The sequence below is a fragment of the Salmonella sp. SAL04213 genome (assembly GCF_046550535.1).
In the GTDB taxonomy this organism is placed as follows: Bacteria; Pseudomonadota; Gammaproteobacteria; order Enterobacterales; family Enterobacteriaceae; genus Salmonella; species Salmonella enterica.
The window spans coordinates 236,558-255,083 of sequence record NZ_JBGDXS010000003.1; the positions used below are offsets into that span (position 1 = coordinate 236,558).

Sequence of the window (18,526 nt, forward strand, 5' to 3'; positions counted from 1 at the left end):
GTTACGACCCCATCTTGTAGTCAACCGCAGTGGTGAGTCTGAAAAAAAACGATTCAGGGTAGTTGAAACCGCACGTTTCGCCCTTATTACAGATTCACAACCACATGATGACCGAATTTTTAGTGGAGACGTTTAGATGGGTAAAATTATTGGTATCGACCTGGGTACTACCAACTCTTGTGTAGCGATTATGGATGGAACGCAGGCACGCGTGCTGGAGAACGCCGAGGGCGATCGCACTACGCCTTCTATCATTGCTTATACCCAGGATGGTGAAACTCTGGTTGGTCAGCCGGCTAAACGTCAGGCAGTGACAAACCCGCAAAACACCCTGTTTGCGATTAAACGCCTGATTGGCCGCCGCTTCCAGGACGAAGAAGTTCAACGTGACGTTTCTATCATGCCGTACAAAATCATCGGCGCCGACAACGGCGACGCATGGCTTGATGTGAAAGGTCAGAAAATGGCGCCGCCGCAGATTTCTGCCGAAGTGCTGAAGAAAATGAAGAAAACGGCTGAAGATTATCTGGGCGAACCGGTAACTGAAGCGGTTATCACCGTACCGGCTTACTTTAACGATGCGCAGCGTCAGGCTACCAAAGACGCTGGTCGTATCGCGGGGCTGGAAGTTAAACGTATCATCAACGAACCGACTGCCGCAGCGCTGGCTTACGGTCTGGATAAAGAAGTCGGCAACCGTACTATCGCGGTTTACGACCTCGGTGGTGGTACTTTCGATATCTCTATTATCGAAATCGACGAAGTTGATGGCGAAAAAACCTTTGAAGTTCTGGCAACCAACGGTGATACCCACCTGGGTGGTGAAGACTTCGATACCCGCCTGATCAACTACCTCGTTGACGAGTTTAAGAAAGATCAGGGCATTGACCTGCGTAACGATCCGCTGGCCATGCAGCGCCTGAAAGAAGCCGCAGAAAAAGCCAAAATCGAGCTGTCTTCTGCGCAGCAGACCGACGTGAACCTGCCGTACATTACCGCAGATGCCACCGGTCCGAAACACATGAACATCAAAGTGACTCGTGCAAAACTGGAAAGCCTGGTTGAAGATCTGGTGAACCGTTCTATCGAGCCGCTGAAAGTCGCACTGCAGGACGCTGGCCTGTCCGTGTCTGATATCAACGACGTGATCCTCGTTGGCGGTCAGACCCGTATGCCAATGGTGCAGAAAAAAGTGGCTGAGTTCTTTGGTAAAGAGCCGCGTAAAGACGTTAACCCGGACGAAGCTGTGGCTATCGGCGCAGCGGTACAGGGCGGCGTATTGACCGGTGATGTGAAAGACGTACTGCTGCTGGACGTTACCCCGCTGTCTCTGGGTATCGAAACGATGGGTGGCGTGATGACTCCGCTTATCACCAAAAACACCACCATCCCGACCAAGCACAGCCAGGTGTTCTCTACTGCGGAAGACAACCAGTCTGCGGTAACCATCCATGTGCTGCAGGGTGAGCGTAAACGTGCGTCTGATAACAAATCTCTGGGTCAGTTCAACCTGGATGGCATCAACCCGGCGCCGCGCGGTATGCCGCAGATCGAAGTCACCTTCGATATCGATGCTGACGGTATCCTGCACGTCTCCGCGAAAGATAAAAACAGCGGCAAAGAGCAGAAGATCACCATCAAGGCGTCTTCTGGTCTGAACGAGGAAGAAATTCAGAAAATGGTTCGCGATGCAGAAGCGAACGCTGAATCCGACCGTAAGTTCGAAGAGCTGGTTCAGACCCGTAACCAGGGTGACCATCTGCTGCACAGCACCCGTAAGCAGGTTGAAGAAGCAGGCGATAAACTGCCGGCTGATGACAAAACCGCTATCGAGTCTGCCCTGAGCGCGCTGGAAACTGCCCTGAAAGGCGAAGATAAAGCCGCTATCGAAGCGAAAATGCAGGAACTGGCGCAGGTTTCCCAGAAACTGATGGAAATCGCTCAGCAGCAACATGCGCAGCAGCAGGCTGGCTCCGCTGACGCTTCTGCAAACAACGCGAAAGATGACGACGTTGTCGACGCTGAGTTTGAAGAAGTAAAAGATAAAAAATAATCGCCCTTTGAACGGGTAATTACTGGCACGGGCGAAGAGGTTTCCTCTCCGCCCGTGTATGCATGTTAAGGGCAGATAAAAAGAGATGGCGAAAAGAGATTACTACGAGATTTTAGGCGTTTCCAAAACAGCGGAAGAGCGTGAAATCAAAAAGGCGTATAAGCGCCTGGCCATGAAATATCATCCGGACCGCAATCAGGGTGATAAAGAGGCCGAAGCTAAATTTAAAGAGATTAAAGAAGCCTATGAAGTGCTGACCGATGCGCAAAAACGCGCAGCCTACGATCAGTATGGTCACGCCGCGTTTGAACAAGGCGGTATGGGCGGCGGATTTGGCGGCGGCTTTAATGGCGGCGCTGATTTCAGTGATATCTTTGGTGACGTTTTTGGCGATATCTTTGGCGGCGGGCGTGGTCGCCAACGTGCGGCGCGTGGGGCTGATTTGCGTTATAACATGGATCTCACCCTGGAAGAAGCGGTGCGTGGCGTGACCAAAGAGATCCGTATTCCGACGCTGGAGGAGTGCGACGTTTGCCACGGCAGCGGGGCGAAAGCTGGCACGCAACCGCAAACCTGTCCGACCTGTCATGGTTCTGGTCAGGTACAGATGCGCCAGGGATTCTTTGCTGTACAGCAGACCTGCCCACACTGTCAGGGACGCGGTACGCTGATCAAAGATCCGTGCCATAAATGTCACGGTCATGGGCGTGTTGAAAAGAGTAAAACTCTGTCCGTTAAAATCCCGGCGGGCGTGGATACCGGCGATCGTATTCGTCTGGCAGGCGAGGGCGAAGCGGGCGAGCATGGCGCACCGGCAGGCGACTTGTACGTTCAGGTCCAGGTGAAACAACACCCTATTTTCGAGCGTGAAGGCAATAATCTTTATTGCGAAGTGCCGATCAACTTTGCGATGGCGGCGCTGGGCGGTGAAATTGAAGTGCCGACGTTAGATGGTCGCGTGATGCTGAAAGTACCGAGCGAAACACAAACGGGCAAGCTGTTCCGTATGCGCGGCAAAGGCGTGAAGTCCGTACGCGGTGGCGCGCAGGGTGATTTGCTGTGCCGTGTGGTGGTTGAAACGCCGGTCGGTCTGAGCGAAAAACAGAAGCAATTGCTAAAAGATCTTCAGGAAAGTTTTGGCGGCCCGACGGGAGAGAAAAACAGCCCGCGTTCAAAAAGCTTCTTTGACGGCGTGAAAAAATTCTTTGACGATTTGACTCACTAATCTTTTTCCCGTTGTATTTTTCTTCAGCCCGGGTGTATATCCGGGCTTTTTTCTGCCTGTACGCGCCCAGGCCTCTGTTAAACGCATCGTATCCTCTCATTTGTTGATATTTTGTTTTTACTGATAAACAAATTGATGTTAATCAGCAGTTTTGTATACGCTTATTCTTTAAAAAAACGTGATGTGATGACATTAATGATTGCTTTTTTAGATGCTGTGAATTGATTTATCTTGAGTATTATCTATATTGCTTTTTTTAGTTTCCGGAGGCAGACAGCGAATGGGATCGAAAGGTGCCAACAAGAGCTTTGATTATAATTTAATCAAAATTCTTGACGCTGTTATTTTGTCAGGAAATGCGGCTATGGCGGCAAAAAAGTTAGGCATTACACCGGCTGCCGTTTCTCTGGCGTTAAAGCGCCTGCAGAGTTATTACCCGGAAGAGCTGTTTAGCAGAGGGAAAGGCGGGCTCATCCCCACAGCTAAGGCTGTCGACATTCACCAAAATTTCAGTCAGGTGATGAAACTGGTGGATGATACATTTCTCTGTAATAGCAAAAAAGATGAAGCGTTCCAGATAACGTTATTAGGCAGTGATATTGTTGAAAGCTATTATCTTTCTCAGCTCTATAACAGCGATATATTTGACCGTATTTTGATAAATCATTTCACTGTCAGAAATATGAGTCGGGAGCATATCAGCGAACTTCTGTTTACTGCGCAAGGCGATCTGTTGATTAGTGCCGAACCTTTGCTGGAGTCCGGCATAGAGAATCAAATTATTGATAGTTTTAAATCATTTGTTTGTATCTGTAGCAGTAAACACATGCTGAGTACCCTCTCACAACTGTCGCTACATCATTTTTATTCTTCGCGTCATGCGTTATATCAGCCGGGGATGGGGGCTTCAGTGATATATCATGATAGCGAATTATTTAAGGATGAGCTTTACTATACTGGCAGGCGTATTGTCGGCTATCGCAGTGATTCGCTTAACGGTTTGATGAGCATGATCGAACGAACCTCATTGATTGCATTGATGCCTTTGAAATTAGCGCTTTTTTATAAAAATCATCGTAAATATGACATTAAATTTATTCAGCCTCCGCCCGAACTGGCTTTGAAGTCAGTTCAGGTCTATGCATCCTGGAATAAAAATAGTAGAAATATATCGACGATTAATGAGATGGTAAGTATGTTACAAACGCTTTCCTCCTTCCGTCGCTAATACACCTCATTTTTACGCTTTGATTTAATATGGTTTTAAATGATGTGCTTTGATTTTTACCCTTCTGACAGGGCGCTTACACTCCTTGTGTTAATTATTCATTTATAATGATTTCGGAGTGTTAAAATGTCTATTCCCAACCATGTGTCGACAACGGAAGTTGTGCTATTGGAGCTAGAGATCTTACTCACTATTATTTCGATTGGCGCGTGGGGAGGCTTTGTCAGCTATCTTTTACGCAAAGATAAGACAGAATATAATAGTTCTCATGAAAGTATTAAATATTGCTTAACGCAGATCGTGATTTCCTGCTTCACCAGTTTCTTGTTAAGCGCGATTGCGATCGAAAAAGAATGCAGTTTCAACATTGTTCTGTTGGCGGCAGGCTTAGGCGGTGTTTTCGCGAGTCCGATCTTAAAAATTCTTGGGCGGCGGATTAAAAAAATTATCGAAGGAAATAATTCAGATTAATTATCATTCGCAGTATCAGGCTCATCCGTGAGCCTTTTACGCGTCTTTTTTCAGCCGGGTCTAGGTCACTCTATTCTTGATCCAGCCATAAATAAATTGTTCGTTATTGTGGTTTTTCTCAGCAACGTTTAAGTAGTACGTGCCCTGACTGCAATTGAGGGCTTTCACCAAAACGGCTTCCCCTTCCTGGCCTCGCCAGGCCAAATAATGTTCGAGAGCGGCAAGCGTCCGCGGGCCAATATTGCCATCCACATGAATATCCGGGTAGCGTTTACCTTCGTGATTAAAGACGTTCAACCAGCGTTGCAGCCACGCGCTGGGGTGGTAAGCGCCTATGTTGACTGCCGCATCGCACAGCTCGAAGGAGACTGGCCACGATAGCGTCGAGATGACGTCAAAACCTGGTTTTATCCAGTAATCCTCTTCAAGAATCGCGTAGGCTTCAGCGTGGGTCAGATCCCGCATATCGCCAGCATATCCATGCGCTCGCGCCGTGGCTTCGGTAATGCCCCAATGGGTGGCGCCGCCTTTATCTTTAGGGTTAAATACGTAACCGCCTTCAAGCGCAATAATTCCATCTATAATTGGATTCATCTTCCCTTTCCTTCGCTTAGTGAATATGCAGGTACATGAGAGAACCTAACGTTACTGAAAATACGGTCGTCAGGGCGGCGATGGTTTGCCGTACAATCTGTTTTTTTCTTCCCTTTGTTTCGCTATCCGTCGCGATAATGGCGATATCACTATTCACTTTGAGACCTTGTCTTGGAATGGTAATAAAAAGATCGTTAATACCAAGCGCTTTAAGGTCACGTCTGATTAAATAGAGAATCTGCGTTAGATTTGCATCATTAACATAGTGGCTTCGACTTCCCCATAACGCAGTGGTTATTTTTTGTCGCTCGATAATCTCCAGATGAGCATTCTCGATGATGAAACTGAGGCATTTGGCTCTCATCGCAGTCATTTTAATAACCTGTGAATTTGAGACCGTCCTCAGTTCATATTTACCTTCATTGTAAATGCAGTTGCTATTAATGATATAAGTTTTCATAACGTCTTCCTTTAGAAATGTACATCCTGGTTGTCTGTGGTGACTATATTGTATGAGAAATGTCTTAATCCAATAAATGTCACTGGTTTTATTGTATTGTCATTGTCTATAGCGAGTGTAATCACATTATTTCATTGAAATTAAATGATATTTAATTACATGATAAATGATATTTACTATGCTCTCACCAGAACGGACTAAGCGGGCGCTGAGAGATGTTGTTTTCTCTTCGACAGACGGTGTTGTTAACCTCATTTTTATGATTTTTATATCATCTAAAAAGATGATGTTTTGTGATTAGCTATTTTTTATGCCTGTAACGATTATGGACCCCGCAGAACGAGCTGCGACAATTTTGAAACGTAAAAGGAAATTTGAAAATGGCTACAAGCAAACTGATTCAAGGCGATACAATTACTGAAACTACTCATGCAGCGAATGGTTTTGACCCTGCAACAAGCGATGATAAAATAAGCTATACTTCCGCTCGTGTTGCGAAACCGGTATACAATAAATATAAAAATTCCACGACTAAACCGAAGGTATTCGGTTATTACACCGACTGGTCACAGTATGACAGCCGTCTGCAAGGCAATATGTCCCAACCAGGCCGTGGTTATGATTTAACCAACGTTTCACCGACGGCTTATGACAAACTGATTTTCGGCTTTGTTGGCATCACCGGTTTCAGAAAAATTGATAAAGAAGACCGCGACGTCGTAGCAGAAGCGGCAGCACAGTGCGGCAAAGTGAAATATGAACCGACCTTCCTCGATCCGTGGGGTGATTTCCAGTCTTATATCAACCTGGGTTTTGAAACCAGCGGCTGGGATGTTGATCCGAAAACCGTGACCCAGGCTAACGCTAAAGGTATGCTGGGCGCGCTGCGTGATATGCAGGCAAAAGCGAAAGCCGCAGGTCACACGCTGGCGCTCTCCATGAGTATCGGCGGCTGGAGCATGAGTAACGGGTTCCACGAAACCGCCGCTTCTGACTCTTCTCGTAAAATCTTCGCCAAAGGCGTGGTGAAACTGTTCAAACAGTTCCCGATGTTCAGCGAAGTGGATATTGACTGGGAATACCCGAACGATGAAGGGGCGGGCAACCCGTTTGGTCCGGAAGATGGCGCTAACTACGCGCTGCTGATTGCCGAACTGCGTAAACAGCTGGATTCCGCGGGTCTGAGCAATGTGAAAATCTCTATTGCCGCTTCTGCTGTCACTACTATTTTTGACTATGCGAAAGTAAAAGATCTGATGGCTGCCGGCCTGTATGGCATCAACCTGATGACCTATGACTTCTTCGGTACGCCGTGGGCGGAGACGCTGGGCCACCACACTAACCGCAAAGCGCTGGAAGAGGGCGGCTGGGCTGTCGAAACTATCGTTGATCACCTGCTGGCGGAAGGTTTCTCCGCTGACCGTATCAACATCGGTTATGCCGGCTATACCCGTAACGCTCGTCAGGTAGAAATTGAATCCCTGTCGCCGCTGAAAGGTTCTTACAACCCAGGTTCAGGCCCTACTACCGGTTCCTTCGAATCCGGCACCAGCGAATGGTATGACGTCATTTATAGCTACCTGGATCTGGAAAACCAGAAAGGCCGTAACGGTTTCAACGTTTACACCGACCAGGTCGCTGATGCTGACTACCTGTATAGCCCGGAATCCAAACTGTTTTTATCCCTGGATACGCCGCGTACCGTCAAAGCAAAAGGTGAATATGCAGCGAAACTGGGCCTGGGCGGCGTGTTTACCTGGACTATCGATCAGGACAACGGCGTGCTGGTTAACGCCGTGCGTGAAGGTCTGGGTTATGAAATCGAATCTGAAGTTATCGATATGGAACCGTTCTACTTTGAAGGTATCAATGTAGAAAAAGATGAAGAGCAGAGCGACAGCGACGACGCGCAGAAGGTCAACCACGCGCCGAAAGCGGCGATTGAACTGCTGGTCGTAGGCGGATCTACGGTACAGCTGTCTGGAGCAGGTTCTTCTGATGAAGATAACGATGAGCTGTCCTTTAGCTGGGGCGTGCCTTCTCAAATCACTGTGGCAGACAAAACGGCTGAAATCATTGAGGTTGTGGTACCGGAAGTTAGCGAAAAAACAGCCTTCCAGTTCACCCTGTTTGTACGCGACTGCTACAACGAACCGTCCTCTCAGCAGCGCTTTGTTCTGACGGCTGTGCCTGCGCTATCTCAGGTTCAACCGGAACCGGAAGAGGAAGAGGAGATTATCGTTCCTGTACCGGACGAGGAAGAAGATACCACGCCGGCTGAGGATGATACGCCAGCAGATGACAAAACGTCACCTTACGCGCAGTGGGATGCTTCTACCGTTTATGGCGCAAACTGGGGTTCTTTCGAAATCGTTAGCTGGAAAGGCCATAACTATCAGGTGAAATGGTGGTCTATGGGCGACCAGCCTGACCTGAACTGCGGTGTCGGCGGTGCATGGACCGATCTTGGCGCTTACTAATACACGGCATTAAGCACGATGTATTGGGCTTCATGATTCAAGCCCCGGTTTACCGGGGCTTTTCTCCACCAGGGACAGAGGAAGAGCAGACCATGACCATTTCCATCCATGCCAGCGCATTTGACGTCAACAGCTGGTATCAAAAAATCACCTTAACCTTCATCAATGAGAGCGGTAATGCGGTCGATATGAACCATGCCGCAATATCGTTCACGGCTTCCGGGCACATCGATCCATGGGGAAATGGCGGCGGTACGCTCAAAGGGAACCTGCCGCTTACGCTGAATGAGAATTCGTATGGCACGCTGGAAACTAACAACATCATCATTAATAACAGCGATGCATTACTTCTTCAGCCGGGCGAACGCGGGACGCTCTCTTTCGGCCTCGCGGCGACGCAGGTGCCGGTAAAAATGTCCGCCATCACCTTGACGCTGGCGTCATCGTCATCCGAAGACGCAGAGTCTGAAACCCCATCCGATCAGGAGACGCCAGCGATACCCGCCGCAGACGAACAACCCGCCGAACCCGATGTGCCGGAAAAGGACAATGACCTTCAGGAACGCGGCCTTACGCTTAACGTTAGCGAGTTGAATACCGCGAGTTGGTATCAACGCGTCACCTTTACGCTGACCAACCTCTACGCTCAGGCGGTAGATCTCAATCAGCTTCAACTGAATTTTACGGCCAGCGCGCACCCCGATCCCTACAGTCCGTTTCAGGGAACAATGCTGGGGAATCAGGCCGTGACGCTGGCCAGCGATGGGGGATGGCCCATCGAGAAGAATACCATCACCATTAATCATGACGGCGCGCTGATGCTGGCGGCGGGGGATACCGCCGAATTACAGTGCTATCTGGCCGCCACGCAGATGCCAGTTGCCATCAGCGATTTGAGCGCGACGTTGGCCCATGACCCTGCCCGTCAGGGAAAAATTTGTGTTCATTTTCCTGCCATGACGCAGACCGTGGCGCTCAAACCGGCGATTGAGCTGCTGTTTCCTGCCGGCGAAACCCGGCGCTTTGTCGGTGAGTGGGGAGAGGTTCTGACAATAGGCGATCTTAGCGCAGGAACGTATCGGCTTACCGTACCGGTACTGGCGAATGATGAGATGCAAATCGCGCCAGTCGAGTCCTCTTTTACCGTTACGCTGCAATCCGGCGATGCCGCCGCGCAGGTCCAGGTATCCTGTCTGCCGATTGTCCGTTATGCCAGCGCGCGTCTGATGATTGACGCCCCTGCGCTTGGTAATGCGAAATTGACCGTTGATATCGCTGATACTACGCAAGCGGATGAGCGTACCGTCACGCTGATCGCCAACCAACCGCAGTTAATCACCCGGCTACTGGCGGGGCATCATTATACGGTCAATCTGCAGCCTGCGATGATTAATAACCGCTTTATATCGGCACCCATACAGCTTACGGGGTTTATCCCTGCTGCGGCGCAGGTTGCCGAGGTTGCTGTCGCTTACCAACAGTCAGCGCTCGACACGGCGAGTTTCGTGACGGTGGATGCCACTCTACTGGGCCTGCCCGATGGCGTCGCGCCGCAGCGTTATCTGTTCAGCAGCGGTAAATATCAGTACTCATTAATGCTGGAGAGCGGCAGCGATCGGCAGACGTTGGCATTACGCTTTGCGCCCGGGCTGTATGATGTTCAGACGGACGATATTTTCATCGACAGTGTGCCGTGGCGTTGTGAACAGGCCGGGCCGCTACGGTTGTTGCAAAAGGTCAACCATGTGGCGCTGGAGTTTCTGCCCGGCGTGACGCTACAGGTAAAAGGTTGGCCTGATTACCTTGCTCATGGCGGCGTGACGGTTAACGCGCCAGAGACGGTTTCTCTTTATCGCGATATACCGTTTAGCGCGTTGTTTAAATACGATGGTTTTGACGGCGGCGGCGATCCGGTCCCGGCCGCGGAGGTTGACGTGAACGGGGATGGTTTTCTGGATTACGCGACGTTACCGATCCATAAAACCGTTGCGCTGGTGCGCCAGATAGAAAAAGAAGCCGGGCGTAGCGTCATGCCGGTAATGGTCATTTATACCGCGAATGCCAGCGGCGGTAGCGCGCTGGCGGATTTACAGGATGCGCAAAAGCTACGTAACCATTTTGGTAACTTTATTACCCAGTGTCTGGCGGCGCAGTCATACAAAGATGAGGCGCATCCTGTCCCGGCCACCTTTGTGCTTAACCCGGATTTTCTCGGGGCGCTACAGCAAGGACCGTATGGCTATACCGTAGTACGGCAAAAAAACAGTGTGCCGGTGAATGCCCAACTGGCGGCGGCGATACAAGCATTACCGGCGATGGCTGGCTTTATCGTGCCTTCGTTGCCGACGTTTAGCGACGATCTCTACGGCTATATTCAGGCGGTGAACTATCTTGTTCGTCAGTTTGCCCCGGATGTGGCTTTTGGCTGGCAGACGAATGTCTGGGCGACAGGAACGGCGGACTGGGTGCTGCGCGATACCGCTGATCCGGTAGCTGAAGGGCAGGCGATCGCCGGATTTATTCATGAACTGGGCGTTTATAGTGGAGAATATGCGCCGGACTTTATTGCGTTTGATAAATTTGAGCGTGACTGTTTCAGTCCTGATGCGCTTGCCCACTATGGCTGGAATGCGACATGCTGGCTTAATTACCTGGCGATGGTCAAACAGGTGACGAAAGTGCTGCTGACGCCCGCCATGCTGTGGCAAATCCCTGGCGGCCATATGCCTACAGTAGAAGAGGGCGTCAGTAAGATCAGCCCTGCGCACTTTGCATCCGGCGGAACCTTTTTTATGGGTGACGCCCGCATTGGCAGCGATCCTGACACGCTCTCTTTGCAGCTACTCAATACGGCCTTAAATAGCGCGACTTACGGCGTCCCGACCGTCGGCGACTTTTTACGTAAAGATAAGGGGTATGACTGGGGCCAGATGCAGGCGCTGAACCTACCGGACTTTAACGTCTTTTCGATCTTATGGGGCGGTGGTTCTACTATCAGTATTACGACAATCCATTCTAACGGTGAAGACGGCGGCTGGCTGGCGGATAAAATGGTAGAGTATTATGCTGCTCCACGCTATTTCAGATAATATCACTGTTTATTTGCATTAATCTGGACTATTAGTTTGAGATTCGAAGGCGCGCTCTTTCGAATCTCTTTTCTTGCGCCCCCTGACCTCTCATTCTTTATGCGTAATTCGTTATTAATTTTCTGTAATCATTTTGTATTAAGAATTGTCTTAATCTTAAAAATATTGCGTATTAGTGCCTTGTGAATACAGAAATACTGCATAGCGATGTTATTTATTATTAATTTAAGTACTTTTTGAGAGGTTATACTGTGACGCTACATTGAGTAGACAACCGTTAATGAAAAAAATGATGAACGACGCTTTTGCTAAAGATAATAATGAGAATTCATTACACTCTTTTCTTTTTTCTCAGCAGGCTAAACCTCACGCGGCGATTGATGCCTTATTTTCGGCCTTGTTGCCATTTGGTCAACCGTTTACGCTGGGTATCGGCGATGAGTTTTATTTACAGGCAAACGATGAACACTACATTGTATTACTGGAGTCTGGAGTTGTTTCTTTCTGTCATAATGACAAACGACTCCATATATCTTCATCGTTTGCGCCATCGGTCGTGGGTATGGTTGACAGCTATGGCGCTACCTATAATGTCCCCGCGCGACCGGAACACTTTTTGCTCGCAGAAACGGTTTGTACCGGTAGATTTGTTAGCCTGCCGGATTTTATAAAAATCGCCGATGAATGTGATTTGTGGCACGACGTGGCCCGTTGTCTGGCTTACCGTCTGATGGTAATGAGCGCGCGCGATCGTGAATTAGTCGGCGTCGATTCTTATCTGAAAGTTCGGGCGCTGCTGACTGAAATATGGGCTTATCCACAGGCCTACCGGGAAAGCATTATCGTGTTGAATTTTATTCAACGGCGTACCGGGATATCGCGCAGTCGGACCATGAAGATTCTGTCTGAACTAAAAAAAGGCGGGTATATCCATATTGATAATGGGCGACTGACGGCGCTCGGAAAACTGCCAGTGGCGTATTAATGTACTATGCGCAACGATATATTTACATATCTCGTCTGAATTTGCCTGATATCGTTAATAAAATGTTTTATTGAAGGTTGTTATGAAGGCTATTTTTAAAAAGTCAATACGGCTAAAGGAGATAGGCCGAACGACTGGTGTAAAGTTAATATAAAACAAGAAGTTATGTCTGGTCCTATAAAACCAAATGTCGATGATTGCAACTTGCCGTTGGCTTGCTAATAATTAATAACATCGTTATCTCATTATAACGTAAAGATTAACTCACGACGTTGAGTGGCTGTTTTATTGCCTCTGACATTTATATCAGAACAAGAAGACACTTTTTTTCGCATAAGAAAAAGTCGTGATATTGCTGTGAAGAAATATCAGCAGCCGTTTCGTTAAAAAATCTGATTACCCTCATTTTTATATTTAAAAGGAGCTTGAATGAAAAAGCCTGTACTAGCATTAATGGTCTCTGCAATTGCCTTTGGCGGAATGTTGTCCACCGCGCAAGCGGATACTACAACCGTCACTGGCGGTACGGTAAATTTTGTCGGACAGGTCGTTGACGCCGCCTGTTCTGTTTCCGCTGACTCTGTCGATCAGACCGTGACATTAGGTCAGGTTCGCGCCAGTAAATTAACCGAGGCCGGTATGGTGGCGAATCAAAAAGAAGATTTCACCATTAAACTGGAAGACTGCGATACTCAGACCAGCCAGAATGCGGCGGTGATTTTTAATGGCCAACAGGACGCAAACCAGCCGGGGTCGCTGGCGAATACCGCTGGGGCAGGTTCGGCGACGAATGTGGCATTACAACTTTATGGACCAGATGGCCAGGCGCTGAATATCGGTGAATCGTCCAGTACTGTTACCTTGAACGATGGCGAAAACGTTATTCCGCTTAGCGTGGATTATATCGCTACCGGTACGGCGACTGCCGGTAATGTTACCGCGACGGCGACATTTAGCATGGTTTATTCCTGATTCCTTATCGGGATTTTTTTCTCGTCTGTTGGGAGGCGAGAAAGGGGCGTTACGCGCGTCACTGCGCGTAACAAACCGACGGCATCAGGATATTACGCAGATGAAAAAAAACGTACCGATTTTCCTTCGATTATTGCTACTGCTGTCGGCGGCCGGCCTGTCGTTTGCCGCGCAGGCGGGAGGCATTGCGCTGGGCGCGACCAGAGTGATTTATCCGCAGGGAAGTAAGCAAACCTCCTTGCCGATTATTAATTCTTCTGCCAGCAATGTTTTTTTAATTCAGTCATGGGTCGCCAATGCCGATGGTTCACGCTCGACGGATTTTATCATTACGCCGCCTCTCTTTGTGATCCAGCCTAAAAAAGAAAATATATTACGTATTATGTATGTCGGGCCGTCATTACCGACCGATCGCGAAAGCGTATTTTATTTAAACAGTAAAGCGATACCCTCTGTCGATAAAAATAAATTGACCGGCAACTCCCTGCAAATTGCGACGCAAAGCGTGATTAAGCTATTTATTCGCCCGAAAAATCTGGCGGAGGCGCCAGCTCATGCCCCGTCGACGCTTCGCTGCCGTAACGAGCGCGGCCAGCTAACGATTACTAACCCTTCGCCGTACTACGTTTCGATGGTTGAACTGTACAGCGCGGGGAAAAAACTGCCGAATACTATGGTACCGCCGAAAGGCGCGATCACTCTCCCGGCGACGCCCGGCCAGGTATCTTTGCGCACGGTAAACGATTTTGGCGCAACGACGCCAGCACGCGTTTGTCCAGCTTCATGATGTTATGCGTAATCAGCTTTTCATGACGCGATATTACTCCAGCGTAGCTAAACCCGTATTAACCCCGCTGGCGTTGGCTATCGCACTGGCGCCTGCGCCGGGGTGGGCGGAAAACTATTTCAACCCGGCGTTTCTGTCTGACGACCCGTCTGCGGTGGCCGACTTATCGACCTTTTCCCGTAATGCCCAGGCGGCGGGGATGTATCGCGTTGACGTTTACCTGAACAATACGTTTCTCGCGACCAGAGACATTGCCTTCCAGGCGGTGAAGACGACGGGAAAAAGCGCGCCCACCGATGACAGCGGATTACGCGCCTGCCTGACGCCTGAAATGCTTAAAAATATGGGAGTAAACACCGGGGCGTTTCCACTGTTGGCGAAGGCGGCGGCGGGAAGTTGCCCGGATCTCGCCAGTGCGATACCGGCCGCCCGGACCCGCTTTGATTTTGCGCAGCAACGTCTCGACATTAGCATCCCGCAGGCGGCGATGGTTGCCAGCGCCAGAGGCTATATCCCACCGCAATACTGGGATGAAGGTATTAACGCGTTGCTATTGAATTACACCTTTACCGGCGCGAATAGTCAGGATCGGAGCCCAGGCGGCAGTGCGGAGAACAGCTATTTTCTTGGATTGAATAGCGGCCTTAATCTGGGGGCCTGGCGGTTACGCGACTACTCCACATGGAACGCGAATAGCGGCGATCAGAATAGCGACAGCGACTGGCAGCACATCAGTACTTATCTGGAACGTGATGTGGTCTTTTTGCAGGGAGAACTGACGGCAGGCGATAGTTATACCCCCTCCGCATTATTCGACAGCCTTCCTTTTCGCGGGCTACAACTGGCGTCTGACGACAATATGTTGCCAGACAGCATGAAGGGCTTCGCGCCGACCATTCACGGCATTGCCAGAAGCAACGCGCAAGTGACCATTCGGCAAAACGGCTACATCATCAATCAGCGCTATGTGCCGCCCGGGGCATTTACTATTAATGATCTCTATCCCACCGCCGCCAGCGGCGATTTGACTGTGGAAGTCAAAGAGTCCGACGGTTCTATTAATCGCTATAACGTGCCCTATTCCGCCGTGCCGATTCTACAACGAGAAGGGCGGTTGAAGTATGCGGCGACGGTGGCGGAGTATCGTAGCGATAGTAGTCAAAAAGAGAAGGTGAAATTCAGTCAGGCGACCTTGATATGGGGGTTGCCGCATGGTTTTACGCTGTATGGCGGAACACAACTTTCCAGTCATTATCACGCGCTGGCGATCGGCAGCGGCGCAAATCTGGGCGACTGGGGCGCGGTGTCGCTGGATGTCACCCAGGCTACCAGTACGCTGGCGGATAATAACACCTACCAGGGGCAATCGCTGCGTTTCCTGTATGCCAAATCGCTTGCACAGTCAGGAACCAATTTACAGCTTATGGGCTATCGCTATTCAACCTCGGGCTTTTACACGCTGGATGATACCACGTGGAAACGGATGAGCGGCTATGACGATGACAATCGGACTGACAGCGATAAAATCAGACCGGAATGGGCGGATTATTACAATCTTTATTATACCAGGAGGGGGAAAGTACAACTCGATATCAATCAACAGCTAGGCGGGTTGGGATCGCTTTTTATTACCGGCAGTCAGCAAAGTTACTGGCACACTGATGAAAAGGATTCTTTGTTGCAGGTGGGATACAGCGATACGCTGGCGGGTATTGCATGGAGCGTTTCTTACAACAATAACAAATCCGCAGGCGATGCGGAGCGCGATCAAATTTTCGCGCTGAATATCTCGGTGCCGCTAAGTCAATGGCTGCAACACGATGATGAGGTCACGCGCCATCACAATGTTTACGCTACCTTTAGCACCAGTACGGACAAACAGCATAACGTTACGCAGAATGCGGGCCTTAGCGGCACACTGTTGGACGAAAACAATCTTAGTTACAACATACAACAAGGCTATCAGAATCATGGTATTGGCGAAAGCGGCGCCGCCAGCCTGGAATACGATGGGGCGAAAGGTAACGCCAACATTGGCTATAACGTTAGCGATAACGGCGATTACCAGCAGGTGAATTATGGCCTGAGCGGCGGCCTGGTGGCGCACGCGCATGGAGTGACGCTAAGCCAGCCGTTAGGCAATACCAATATTTTGATTGCCGCGCCGGGCGCAGCCAATGTCGGCGTTGTCGACCAGCCGGGTATTCATACGGACGCGCGTGGCTATGCGGTGGTGCCGTATGCGACAACATATCGCCAAAACCGTATGGCGCTGGACGTTAACGCCATGGCGGATGATGTCGATATTGATGACGCGGTGACTCGCGTTGTGCCGACCGAAGGCGCGCTGGTTCTGGCCCGCTTTAAAGCGCGGGTCGGCGCGCGTGCCCTGGTAACGCTGAATCATAACGGTAAGCCTGTACCCTTTGGCGCAACGGTGACGGTGAATGATCGCCATGCGGAGGCGATTGTTGACGAGGCCGGGGAAGTCTATCTTTCCGGGTTGTCAGCGCAAGGCGTTCTGCACGTTCGCTGGGGGAACCTGCCGGATCAACAGTGCGTCGCGTCCTATCATCTCTCTTCCTCCCGTCAGATTCTGAGTCGACAACATGCGGAGTGTCATTAAATGAAAATACCTCTTTTATTTGCTCTGCTGGCGGGAAGTGTCGTATCGCAGTACGCCTTCGCAGACGTGTGTAAAAACGTTAACGGTGTACCTTCCAGTATTAATTACGATTTAACGACCACTCTGACGGCAGAACAAAACCAGGTGGGAAAGACGGTTCAACTGGAAAAAAGCCAGGAAGTTAATGTACAGGCGGTGTGTCCCGCCGGCGCGTCGACCTATAGCCAGACTTATCGCTCCTATGTGTCGCCATATCCGGTCGTAGAAACGAGCGGTAACTGGAAATATTTAAAGCTGGACCCGGACTATCTTGAAGGCGGAATGCGAATTGAGGATTCTTCGGCGGGCGATATCTATCCGCCAATGAACAATGTCCTGATGGGATATGATGAAAATGTGAAAGCGGGTCAACCGTTTTACGTTCGTGACTCAAATCTGGAGTTTCAACTCAAAATTGTTAAACCGTTCGTCGGCACGGTGAATATTAGTCCTAAGACTATGTTCAATGTTTATGTCATGACCGCCGCAGGCGATCCGCTGACAGATGTCGTATACAGCATTCTTTATAGTGGAACGGTGACCGTACCGCAAAGCTGTGAAATCAACGCCGGACAAACGATTCTGGTGAATTTCGGCGCATTATACAGCGGCAATTTCAACCATGCAGGCCAAAAGCCGGAGGGGGTACGAGCGAAAAAATTCAGCGTACCGGTAAAGTGCAGCGGCCTGGATTCGCAGGTCAATTTAACGATGCGTCTTATCGCTACGCCGGATAGCCACGTTCCCCAGGCTATCGCTTCGGATAATGCGGATGTCGGCGTAGTGGTCGAAACCGATGAAGGAAACGCGCTTATCCCCAATGATGCACAGAGCGTCGCGCCTTTTATCACCGATAGCGCCGGACGCGCGAACATCACATTGCAAGCCTACCCGGTAAGTACAACAGGCGAAACGCCTGCGGAAGGGGCGTTTACCGCACTGGCCAGCCTGCGAGTGGACTTTGACTAAATGAACAGATCACACTGCGCTCTTTTTGCCATGGGACTAATGCTGTGTCCGCAAATCAATGCCAGCGCTGACGACCTCGCTTATAACCTCGAATTTACCGGCACTATTGTGGCGCAAACCTGCGACATAGATATTTCCAGTCTCAGTCAAAGTATTGATTTAGGACAGTTTGCGGTTGGCGATTTTCCTTCGACAGGAACAACGACAAAATTTAAGCCCTTTAATATCAACCTCAAAAATTGTTCCCGAGGAATTGCCGGGGCGAAGATCTGGTTTACCGGCGAATCCGATCCGGACAATCCCGCGCTACTGGCGATAACCGATACCGGGATGGGAAGCGGAAACATGTTAGCAAGCGGGGTTGGGGTGGAAATTCTGAATGATGATCAGGATACCATCAGTATCAATAATGCCGACTCGGTGGTCTATCCGTTGAAAGCCGGACGCAACACGCTGTCTTTTTATATTCGCTATAAATCGACCCGGCCGACGGTCACGTCCGGGAACGCGACGGCGGTCATGTATTTCGATATGCAGTATGAATGAGG

Annotated in this window: 14 protein-coding genes; 12 read left to right on the top strand and 2 right to left on the bottom strand. The window is 49.8% G+C overall.

The window, feature by feature from the left end; genetic code table 11:
• The first annotated feature begins 136 nt into the window (after positions 1 to 136).
• The 4 genes from dnaK (at position 137) to ACLJPQ_RS10620 (ending at position 4,977) form a co-directional block, all read left to right on the top strand.
• The gene (dnaK, locus tag ACLJPQ_RS10605) at positions 137 to 2,053 is read left to right on the top strand and encodes a molecular chaperone DnaK (protein WP_000516126.1); all 1,917 of its coding nucleotides are present in this window, start codon (positions 137 to 139) and stop codon (positions 2,051 to 2,053) included.
• An 85-nt stretch (positions 2,054 to 2,138) separates the two neighbouring features.
• Positions 2,139 to 3,278, top strand: coding sequence for a molecular chaperone DnaJ (gene dnaJ / locus ACLJPQ_RS10610; RefSeq protein WP_080185064.1), 1,140 nt, complete (start codon positions 2,139 to 2,141; stop codon positions 3,276 to 3,278).
• A gap of 280 nt (positions 3,279 to 3,558) precedes the next feature.
• On the top strand, positions 3,559 to 4,506 hold the full coding sequence (locus ACLJPQ_RS10615; RefSeq protein WP_000534911.1) for a LysR family transcriptional regulator: 948 nt from the start codon (positions 3,559 to 3,561) through the stop codon (positions 4,504 to 4,506).
• 126 nt (positions 4,507 to 4,632) lie between these two features.
• Positions 4,633 to 4,977: a phage holin family protein gene (locus tag ACLJPQ_RS10620; RefSeq protein ID WP_000026889.1), complete on the top strand. Its 345-nt coding sequence runs from the start codon at positions 4,633 to 4,635 to the stop codon at positions 4,975 to 4,977.
• 60 nt (positions 4,978 to 5,037) lie between these two features.
• Here the strand turns inward: ACLJPQ_RS10620 and ACLJPQ_RS10625 are convergent, their stop codons facing one another.
• Positions 5,038 to 5,571, bottom strand: coding sequence for a glycoside hydrolase family 108 protein (locus ACLJPQ_RS10625; protein WP_001068132.1), 534 nt, complete (start codon positions 5,569 to 5,571; stop codon positions 5,038 to 5,040).
• A 16-nt stretch (positions 5,572 to 5,587) separates the two neighbouring features.
• A complete protein-coding gene (locus ACLJPQ_RS10630; RefSeq protein ID WP_000860681.1) occupies positions 5,588 to 6,031 on the bottom strand; it encodes a transcriptional regulator in 444 nt (147 codons plus the stop codon).
• Between the two features lie 380 nt (positions 6,032 to 6,411).
• Between ACLJPQ_RS10630 and ACLJPQ_RS10635 the strand changes: the two genes are divergently transcribed.
• From ACLJPQ_RS10635 to ACLJPQ_RS10670, 8 genes are all read left to right on the top strand, one after another.
• Complete coding sequence (locus tag ACLJPQ_RS10635; protein WP_080185065.1) at positions 6,412 to 8,511, top strand: glycosyl hydrolase family 18 protein; 2,100 nt, start codon at positions 6,412 to 6,414, stop codon at positions 8,509 to 8,511.
• 92 nt (positions 8,512 to 8,603) lie between these two features.
• On the top strand, positions 8,604 to 11,600 hold the full coding sequence (locus tag ACLJPQ_RS10640; RefSeq protein WP_080185066.1) for a chitinase: 2,997 nt from the start codon (positions 8,604 to 8,606) through the stop codon (positions 11,598 to 11,600).
• Between the two features lie 280 nt (positions 11,601 to 11,880).
• The gene (locus ACLJPQ_RS10645; protein WP_080185067.1) at positions 11,881 to 12,585 is read left to right on the top strand and encodes a winged helix-turn-helix transcriptional regulator; all 705 of its coding nucleotides are present in this window, start codon (positions 11,881 to 11,883) and stop codon (positions 12,583 to 12,585) included.
• Positions 12,586 to 13,014: 429 nt separating this feature from the next.
• Positions 13,015 to 13,557: a fimbrial protein BcfA gene (locus ACLJPQ_RS10650; protein WP_000743357.1), complete on the top strand. Its 543-nt coding sequence runs from the start codon at positions 13,015 to 13,017 to the stop codon at positions 13,555 to 13,557.
• A 100-nt stretch (positions 13,558 to 13,657) separates the two neighbouring features.
• The gene (gene bcfB / locus ACLJPQ_RS10655) at positions 13,658 to 14,344 is read left to right on the top strand and encodes a fimbrial biogenesis chaperone BcfB (RefSeq protein WP_000742551.1); all 687 of its coding nucleotides are present in this window, start codon (positions 13,658 to 13,660) and stop codon (positions 14,342 to 14,344) included.
• Between the two features lie 4 nt (positions 14,345 to 14,348).
• The gene (gene bcfC / locus ACLJPQ_RS10660) at positions 14,349 to 16,970 is read left to right on the top strand and encodes a fimbrial usher BcfC (protein ID WP_080185068.1); all 2,622 of its coding nucleotides are present in this window, start codon (positions 14,349 to 14,351) and stop codon (positions 16,968 to 16,970) included.
• Positions 16,971 to 17,978 carry a fimbrial protein BcfD gene (locus ACLJPQ_RS10665; RefSeq protein ID WP_000701246.1) on the top strand — a complete coding sequence of 336 codons (1,008 nt, stop codon included), beginning with the start codon at positions 16,971 to 16,973 and terminating at the stop codon, positions 17,976 to 17,978.
• Positions 17,979 to 18,524 carry a fimbrial protein BcfE gene (locus tag ACLJPQ_RS10670; protein WP_024156539.1) on the top strand — a complete coding sequence of 182 codons (546 nt, stop codon included), beginning with the start codon at positions 17,979 to 17,981 and terminating at the stop codon, positions 18,522 to 18,524.
• Positions 18,525 to 18,526: the final 2 nt, after the last annotated feature.